General features: G+C 42.5%; 7 protein-coding genes, 10 tRNA genes and 1 rRNA gene. 1 reads left to right on the top strand and 17 read right to left on the bottom strand.

What is annotated here, in order from left to right; genetic code table 11:
* Positions 1-160: 160 nt before the first annotated feature.
* The 5 genes from glmM to sigW all read right to left on the bottom strand — a co-directional run bounded on the left by glmM (position 161) and on the right by sigW (position 5,237).
* On the bottom strand, positions 161-1,510 hold the full coding sequence (gene glmM, locus V7201_RS07710) for a phosphoglucosamine mutase (RefSeq protein WP_335376209.1): 1,350 nt from the start codon (positions 1,508-1,510) through the stop codon (positions 161-163).
* Between the two features lie 38 nt (positions 1,511-1,548).
* Positions 1,549-2,781, bottom strand: coding sequence for a CdaR family protein (locus V7201_RS07705; protein WP_335376208.1), 1,233 nt, complete (start codon positions 2,779-2,781; stop codon positions 1,549-1,551).
* Positions 2,774-3,601: a diadenylate cyclase CdaA gene (gene cdaA, locus V7201_RS07700; protein WP_335376207.1), complete on the bottom strand. Its 828-nt coding sequence runs from the start codon at positions 3,599-3,601 to the stop codon at positions 2,774-2,776. The genes V7201_RS07705 and cdaA overlap by 8 nt, the downstream gene beginning before the upstream one ends.
* A 418-nt stretch (positions 3,602-4,019) precedes the next feature.
* Complete coding sequence (locus V7201_RS07695) at positions 4,020-4,658, bottom strand: anti-sigma factor (RefSeq protein ID WP_335376206.1); 639 nt, start codon at positions 4,656-4,658, stop codon at positions 4,020-4,022.
* Between the two features lie 15 nt (positions 4,659-4,673).
* Entirely contained in the window at positions 4,674-5,237 is a 564-nt protein-coding gene (gene sigW / locus V7201_RS07690) for an RNA polymerase sigma factor SigW (protein ID WP_335376205.1), read from the bottom strand.
* 269 nt (positions 5,238-5,506) lie between these two features.
* On the opposite strand from sigW, the gene V7201_RS07685 reads away from it, so the two are divergent.
* Positions 5,507-5,677, top strand: a complete 171-nt coding sequence (locus V7201_RS07685) for an aspartyl-phosphate phosphatase Spo0E family protein (protein WP_335376204.1) — start codon at positions 5,507-5,509, stop codon at positions 5,675-5,677.
* A 114-nt stretch (positions 5,678-5,791) separates the two neighbouring features.
* Here V7201_RS07685 and rocF read toward each other — a convergent pair whose 3' ends face one another.
* The 12 genes from rocF to rrf form a co-directional block, all read right to left on the bottom strand.
* Positions 5,792-6,688 carry an arginase gene (gene rocF / locus V7201_RS07680; RefSeq protein ID WP_335376203.1) on the bottom strand — a complete coding sequence of 299 codons (897 nt, stop codon included), beginning with the start codon at positions 6,686-6,688 and terminating at the stop codon, positions 5,792-5,794.
* Between the two features lie 192 nt (positions 6,689-6,880).
* Positions 6,881-6,956 (bottom strand) — tRNA-Ala (locus V7201_RS07675).
* A gap of 3 nt (positions 6,957-6,959) precedes the next feature.
* Positions 6,960-7,034 (bottom strand) — tRNA-Gly (locus V7201_RS07670).
* A gap of 72 nt (positions 7,035-7,106) precedes the next feature.
* Positions 7,107-7,179, bottom strand: a tRNA-Lys gene (locus tag V7201_RS07665).
* A gap of 223 nt (positions 7,180-7,402) precedes the next feature.
* Positions 7,403-7,477, bottom strand: a tRNA-Gln gene (locus V7201_RS07660).
* A gap of 55 nt (positions 7,478-7,532) precedes the next feature.
* Positions 7,533-7,617: transfer RNA gene (locus V7201_RS07655), tRNA-Tyr, on the bottom strand.
* A gap of 95 nt (positions 7,618-7,712) precedes the next feature.
* Positions 7,713-7,788, bottom strand: a tRNA-Thr gene (locus V7201_RS07650).
* A gap of 16 nt (positions 7,789-7,804) precedes the next feature.
* Positions 7,805-7,880 (bottom strand) — tRNA-Val (locus tag V7201_RS07645).
* 10 nt (positions 7,881-7,890) lie between these two features.
* Positions 7,891-7,962 (bottom strand) — tRNA-Glu (locus tag V7201_RS07640).
* 19 nt (positions 7,963-7,981) lie between these two features.
* Positions 7,982-8,054, bottom strand: a tRNA-Thr gene (locus tag V7201_RS07635).
* A 42-nt stretch (positions 8,055-8,096) separates the two neighbouring features.
* Positions 8,097-8,171, bottom strand: a tRNA-Asn gene (locus V7201_RS07630).
* An 80-nt stretch (positions 8,172-8,251) separates the two neighbouring features.
* Positions 8,252-8,367, bottom strand: a 5S ribosomal RNA gene (gene rrf / locus V7201_RS07625).
* Positions 8,368-8,449: the final 82 nt, after the last annotated feature.

Here is an 8,449-nt window from a genome sequence, read left to right as displayed (position 1 = left end):
CTAGGCGCTGGAGCTGGACCTTTCTCGAAGTGCATTTTAAACTATCTTATCTTTAACAAAAGGCTGTTTGCCCTGTTGCTTATTAAAAACGAGTGCGCATTTTGTACCAGAAGAAAAAAAGCTCAGGCACCTCAACAAGGTGCCTAAGCTTGGATAAATTCTATTCCTTCAATCCCATTTCTTCCTCAACAACCGCTGCGATACGGTTAACATATTCCTGGCAAAGCTCCGCGGAAGGTGCTTCAGCCATGACACGCACTAGAGGTTCAGTTCCAGAAGGGCGAACAAGGATGCGGCCATTGCCGTTCATTTCCGCTTCAACCTGTTCGATTACTTCTTTTACCTTTTGGTTATCTGTCACGTGATGCTTGTCTGTTACTCGAATATTCACTAGGACCTGTGGATATTTCTTCATTTCGCCTGCAAGCTCTGATAGTGGCTTTCCTGTCACTTTCATGATGTTCGCCAACTGCAAGCCAGTCAACAGACCGTCACCAGTTGTATTGTAATCAAGGAAAATGATGTGTCCTGACTGCTCTCCGCCAAGATTATAGCCAGTCTTCTTCATTTCTTCCACAACATAACGGTCACCGACAGCGGTTTGGACACTTTGGATTCCGTGCTCTTCAAGGCCTTTATAGAAGCCGAGGTTGCTCATTACAGTAGAAACAACTGTACCTTGCTTCAGCTGGCCTCTTTCCTTCATGAACTTACCGCAAATGTACATGATCTGGTCGCCATCGACAATATTTCCTTTTTCATCGATTGCAATCAAGCGGTCGCCATCTCCATCAAATGCAAGTCCAAGATCTGCACCCTTCTCTTTTAAAAATGCAGCAAGTGCCTCAGGGTGAGTCGATCCCACTCCATCATTGATGTTTAGGCCATTTGGAGATGCTCCCATTGTTGAAAGGTCAGCATCCAGGTCAGCAAACAAATGTGCAGCTAATGAAGATGTTGCTCCGTGAGCACAGTCTAATGCGATATGCAGGCCGGTGAATTCTTCATCAACAGATTGCTTCAAGTATTGAAGGTATTTTTGTCCGCCTTCGAAATAGTCATTAACCTGTCCAAGTTCTGCACCAACCGGACGTGGAAGTTCATCAGAATCTAGATCCATTAATTGTTCGATTTCAAGTTCTTGATCATCAGAAAGCTTAAAGCCATCTGGACCAAAGAATTTAATCCCATTATCCGCTACTGGATTATGCGAAGCAGAAATCATAACTCCTGCCTGGGCACCAAGGGCCTTTGTTAAGTAAGATACCCCTGGAGTCGAGATGACACCGAGCCTCATAACTTCCGCTCCAATTGACAATAGACCGGCAACAAGTGCTCCTTCAAGCATATGGCCCGAGATGCGGGTATCACGGCCAATCAACACCTTTGGTCTGTTATGGTCTTTCGTAAGAACATAGCCTCCGAAACGTCCAAGCTTGAACGCCAATTCTGGTGTTAATTCACTATTTGCAACACCGCGTACTCCATCTGTACCGAAATATTTACCCATTCTTAAAATCTCTCCTTGTTTGAAAAATTGCAGTCAAATTATGCTTCTTTTTTCGCAACAGTTATGCTGGCTTTTCCTTTAGCCAGTTTCCAAGTAATATTTTCAGGTGCTGTCACCTTCATGTCTACTTCATGCTCTCCTTCATCCAAACCGGACACATCTATCAGGATTTTAAAATTGCCGGCGCCAAGCGGAGAAACGATGCTGCTTGGACCAGTAACCGTAATGTCGGTTTGGCCATTGGCAGGGTTAAGAAAGTCAACCTCAAACTCATCGTTCATCCCTTCAATCTCAATCGGGACATTGGAGATTGTTTTTTCGGTTTCCTTCGTAACTCTCACTGAAACCTTTACCGTCTCAGGTGAAACCTTCACGACCCCATTAGAAATGATTACAGGCAGCGTCAACTCGGTGTCATCCGTAATTTCACTGAGATCGACTTCGACTCGAACACTTTTCACGTCAGATAAAATCTCCGGAGCCGCTATGATTTCCGCTTCCTTCGTATCCGCACTAATGGAATCAATCGTCACTCCTTCGGGAGGATTCCCTTTCCGGACGATATCAATTGGTACCTTTTTACTGGAACTTTTGACAGGAATCGTTACTTCCACCATATCGGGTTCAACATTGACATCAAGCTTGTTCATGTCTTTATCTAAAACGAGGACACTGGCCTCGCGCGTTATGCTGTCAGATATTTTACCGTTCGAATTAACGGTTGCTTTTACATAAGTAATTCTATCAACGATATCCTTGGCACCAGTGATTTGAACTTTACTTGGATTAACGGTAGGTTTTTCGGCAATATAACCTTCTTCAACGAGATTGCGGCTGTATTCCGCCTCTACCTTGAATTCCTTCGTTACTTTTTCCTGAATGGAAACATTGGCATAGCCGGGTTCAATGGTGACCGTAAGGCGATCGGAAATATCCCTTATGGTGATTGGAACTCGCTGTTTGCCCATGTCAGCCTTCGTCAAGTCCACAAACACTTCGAAGTTCCGTAACGCTTTTGCCTGCTGTACAAGGTTTTTTGGACCTTGAAGCGTAATGGTTACTGTCTCCGGAACACCCGTTACAACAAGGGTATCTGTGTCGTAATAGCTTTTTACTGGCACTTCTTCGATTGTTTCAACCTTTTCGTCCGATGGGACATTTACATCCCCGGGTTTTCCAGGTTCATTTTTAGGGACAGACCCAAAGAGCAGAATCGCAAGAACCAGGGCAACCATTTTAATGAACCATGGATTATCCATGAGTTTATCCATTTTTCTTCCCCCTCCAATTCCAGCGGGTAGAAGCTGCCTGCTTGATTCTTGATGGTGTAATTAATTCGGCGGCGAGCAATTCTCTTAGCGTTTCCCCGCTCAAATCCCGATAAAGCTCTCCATTTCTAGTAACCGATACATTCCCTGTCTCTTCGGAAACAACGATCGTAATACTGTCTGTTACCTCACTGATTCCAAGAGCCGCTCTGTGCCTTGTTCCCAGCTCTTTAGAAATAAACGGACTTTCTGATAGCGGTAAATAACAAGCAGCTGCTGCAACGATGTTTTTCTGTATAACGACAGCTCCATCATGAAGCGGTGTATTCGGTATAAATAAATTAATCAGCAATTCAGAAGAAATCCTTGACTGAAGCGGAATGCCCGTTTCAATATAATCACTCATTCCGGTCTCTCTTTCAATCGAGATTAATGCTCCGATCCGACGCTTTGCCATATAATCGGTTGCCTTAATAATTGCCTCAACCATTTTCTCTTCATCTTCTTCTTCCTGCAGCCCTGATCTGGAGAAAAGCCGCCCACGTCCCAATTGCTCAAGTGCTCTCCTTAATTCCGGCTGAAAGATGATGATGATGGCCAGGAATCCCCAGGTTAAAACTTGTTCCATCATCCAGCTGAGTGTATTCAATCCGAAGAAATCACTGACAAATTTCACAATAAGAATCACGAAGATTCCTTTTAAAAGTTGTACAGCCTTTGTTCCACGAATAATGGCAATCAGCTTATAAATGACGAACCAAACCAGGAGTATGTCAACAATATTGGCTAGATATTCCAATAAATCGAAATCTGCAAACGACATTGCACTTCCTCCATTAGATTAGTAAGGCTCTTTTCGTATATTTTTTTGGCTTTTCATACAACAATCTCCATTTCAATTTCAGAAGATAAAAATCATTTTATGTAAGAAAACGCCCTGCCTTAAAGAGAAAACAGCCTTTAGAAAAGCTCTTTTCACAAAACTTTTCGGCTGCCTTAAACAGCATGAATCTCGAAAACAGCTCATGATTCATAAGCAAAAATATAGCACGCACTTCTGCTCATAAACAAATGTAACTTTTTTATTATAACATAAGAGAAGTTTAATTAATAATGAAGTAAATTCACAAGGATTGTTAGCATACATTCAAAGGAAAGCTATACGTCTGTTCCTAAATATCCCCGGTTACTAGAAATCATAATAACCGGCTGTATAGATCAATGATAAAAAACAGCCAATCCTATTGGAATGACTGTTCTTTCTGTTCGGTTTCGAATAGGTTCGCCGCGTTTTTGAATGTTTTTTTAATATGGTACCAAATCCATTCAAACACTTCATTAACCTCGGTTATTTCTCCTGTAACATTTCCAGCGGAAGCCATGTACTGTTCACCGTTGATCACGGTCACATTCCCCTGAACTTCTCCCTCAATTTTCACCTTGCCGTTCCTGACAACCACATCGCCCTTTACAACTTCTCCTTCGGGAACAATGACCGTGTCATTCTCCACTACGAGATTAGGCTGCTTTGAAACTGAAAATTGGTGCTCCTCATTCCATGTAGTCAAGATGCTGCCTGTCATCAAGGCCAGGAAAAGCGAAGCCGCTGTCAACAACGGATGACTTCTGAACCAGCGCTGGATTTCTGTCTTTTTCTTTTCCTTTGGCAAGCCAGCCATTACCTTTGATGTAAAATCGCTTGGCGCCTGGATATGGGATGTGCTCTGCACGAGAGCAATGGATTTATTGAGTTCCCTGAAGTATTCCTGGCAATCGTTACAGCTCTGTAAATGTTCTCGCAGGATTTTCTCATTTTCTTCAGGAATTTCATCATCTAAATATTCATGCATATATTCAATCACATGTTCTGGACATTTCATTTCTTTCACCTCACATTATACGTGTCGCAACTGCTGTCTTAAGGCTTCTCTGCCTCGATGTATTCTTGTCTTTACCGTACCAAGCGGGAGATCCAGAATCTCGCTGATCTCATTCAGGCTAAGCTCTTCAATATACTTTAATACGATAACCGACCTGTATTTATCGGGTAGTTTTGAAATTTCTTTTTGAATCGTATCCTGCAATTCAATGCTTTCCACCTCATCCTCTGGCAATGGCGTGTCAGATGGCACCTGTGAATACATATTCAAGCCCTCTGTTCCCGGAACTTCAGCATCAAGAAAGTAGTCTGGTTTCTTTTTCCGAATCCGGTCTATGCAAAGGTTGGTTGCAATTCTGTATAGCCATGTAGAAAATTTCAGGCTTTGATTGAAGCTGTTAATATTGATATATGCACGGATAAAGGCTTCCTGTGCAATATCCTCTGCTTCATGACGATTCCCAAGCATACGGTAGCAAAGCTGAAATACCTTGTCCTTGTATATTTCAACAATCTCGCCATAGGCATTTTGGTCTCCCTTGATCACTTGTTTTATTCTTTGTTTTACGATGGTTTCCATTAATTTACCTCCGCGCTTCATGCGGCTAATCGATATACGAATCGATTCCGGAAAAGGTTTCATTTTTTTTATATAAAAATATTTTCACCTTGAATTAGTTTACAATTGGACCCATTCTTACGAAAAACGATTGATTGATGCCCTTTTTTCCTGTAATAACTCTAAAAAAACCCAATAAGTTAATATTAACAAATTTTTACCATATTGGTTTAAAAACTTTAATTTAGGGTATAAATGAATTATTCTAACGAAAGCGAGGAATTTTCGCAATGTGCGCAGAAACTTTGTTGAAGGATATTGAACAATGCCGTAAAGAAATGGTTGAACTAGCTGCTAAAACCTCGCTGTCAAACCAAAGAGTGGTAGATATCAGCACAAAGCTGGATCGATTACTAAATAAATATTATAACTTATTATCCAATAAGACAGTTATGTATTAACTATAAAGGAGCAGCAGCCAGATTTGGCTGCTGCTCCTATTTTTCCAATCCTACAGATATTTATATTCAATAAAAGTGTTGGATATGAAAAAGGATATTCGAATGAAATAATTCTTATAATAGTTTCTCTCCGAATAAAGAACCCATTAAAGCGACAGCAGCTATTGCTGTCTTGTTCTTTTCATCAAGTATCGGGTTGACCTCAACAAACTCTGCGGAGGTGATAATGCCTGCCTCCTCCAGCATCTCCATTGCTAAATGACTCTCCCGGTAGCTGATGCCTCCGAAAACCGGCGTCCCCACACCTGGTGCATCTGTAGGATCCAAACCGTCAAGATCCAAAGAAAGATGGACACCATCGGTTTTATCTTTCAAATAGTTGATGGTTTCTTCCATAACCTTCGCCATTCCAAGTCTATCAATTTCATGCATCGTGAACACCTTGATGCCGAGTTCTTTTATTAAATCTTTTTCACCATCGTCAAGAGCACGAGCGCCGATGATGACGATATTTTCAGGTTTTATTTTAGGCGCAAATCCACCTAATTGGGTCAAAGATTCATGTCCAAGTCCCAGGCTGGCCGCCAGAGGCATTCCATGGATATTCCCTGATGGTGATGTATCAGCAGTATTTAAATCCCCGTGCGCGTCATACCAAATGACACCCAGGTTCTTATAATGTTTAGAAACTCCCGCCAATGTTCCAATCGCAATGCTATGGTCCCCACCTAAAACGAGCGGGAAAGAACCAGATTCGATGATTTTATCGACTTCCGTCGCAAGCAGGTTATTTTTCTCTGCCACTAACTCAAGATTTCTCAAATTACTGTTTGGATCAATCTTAACCTCGGGCCTGCCAACAGGGATATCTCCTAAATCTTCAATCTCATCAAATAATTCTTTTAATCTTTCATTGATCCCAGCATAGCGGATGGCGCTTGGCCCCATGTCTACGCCCCTTCTCATCTGCCCTAAATCCATAGGCATACCAATTATTGAAAGTTTTCTCATACCAACCCCTACTTTCTCCTCTTTTACACCATTTTAACCGCTTTCAATTCAATGACTCAACTGGACAATTTCATGAATATATATACGGTTTAGAATTTAGTGAATAATAAAATCGAGAATGTTAAAAGGGAGAATAAAAAAAGCCATAAATCCTAATGGATTTATGACTGAAATGGTATTTATGTAGTGTAATGGTGGAGCCTAGCGGGATCGAACCGCTGACCTCCTGCGTGCAAGGCAGGCGCTCTCCCAGCTGAGCTAAGGCCCCATTTGGAGCGGAAGACGGGATTCGAACCCGCGACCCCAACCTTGGCAAGGTTGTATTCTACCACTGAACTACTTCCGCATATTTTTATTATATTCGATAAAACCCCTAAAAATAAAGGATGAAGTTTATTCTTAGGGGTCTTAACATGAGTGAGCCATGAAGGACTCGAACCTTCGACCCTCTGATTAAAAGTCAGATGCTCTACCGACTGAGCTAATGGCTCATGATTTACTTTGAACCCTAAACAAGGTTTTGTTTGGAATCAGTGCTCAAAAAACCTTCGGTTTTCCTCGCAAGTTGCCGCAGAAGTTAATTCATCGAAGCAAGCAACTGACTGAGCTAATGGCTCATGAAGTTTAGATTGATCACCGAATGAGTGAATCGCTAATAAGCTTAATCTACCCTATTTATCGTCCGTTAAGCATCAAATGCTAAAAGAAAATAAATGGCTGGGCTAGCTGGATTCGAACCAACGCATGACGGAGTCAAAGTCCGTTGCCTTACCGCTTGGCTATAGCCCAATGGGAAAAATAAAAAGGACATCAGTTACTTGTCCAATTTTAATATGTATTAAAATGGTGGAGGGGGACGGATTCGAACCGCCGAACCCTGAGGGAGCGGATTTACAGTCCGCCGCGTTTAGCCACTTCGCTACCCCTCCACAAATAATAAGCTTCTTTACTTAGATAAATGCTCAAAAGCCCTTCGGGATTTCTCGCATGCTTCCGCTGAAGTGATTCAGAGAAGAAAGAAGCATGGTGCCGGCGAGAGGACTTGAACCCCCAACCTACTGATTACAAGTCAGTTGCTCTACCAATTGAGCTACACCGGCATGGTTTAAAGATATATGGTGGAGGATGACGGGATCGAACCGCCGACCCTCTGCTTGTAAGGCAGATGCTCTCCCAGCTGAGCTAATCCTCCATTTGAAAAGTGACCCCTACGGGATTCGAACCCGTGTTACCGCCGTGAAAGGGCGGTGTCTTAACCGCTTGACCAAGGGGCCATATAATTAATATTTTCAGAGCTTCCAAGCGGGCTCGAACCGCTGACCTCTTCCTTACCATGGAAGTGCTCTACCTGCTGAGCTATGGAAGCATTTTGCTGCCAGCTCAAATGATCAATGTCATTTAGAGATAATGGCTCCGCAGGTAGGATTCGAACCTACGACCGCTCGGTTAACAGCCGAGTGCTCTACCACTGAGCTACTGCGGAATAATGGTATTTTTCATAACTCTATGCAGTTGATTCGAATGCCTCATCCAGGAAGTATGTCCAGGATGAAAATGCACCTTGCCCGGCGGCGTCCTACTCTCACAGGGGGAAACCCCCAACTACCATCGGCGCTGAGAAGCTTAACTTCCGTGTTCGGTATGGGAACGGGTGTGACCTTCTCGCCATCGCCACCAGACATTTTATCAAAGACAATATTCATTATACTGTCTTTTATGCATTTTGCAAGAGAAAATTTTCATTCCCTCAAAACTAGATAA

Origin of the sequence: Bacillus sp. JJ1122 (assembly GCF_036964885.1) — a bacterium.
GTDB lineage: Bacteria > Bacillota > Bacilli > Bacillales > Cytobacillaceae > Mesobacillus.
This window is presented reverse-complemented; position numbering and strand designations above follow the sequence as displayed.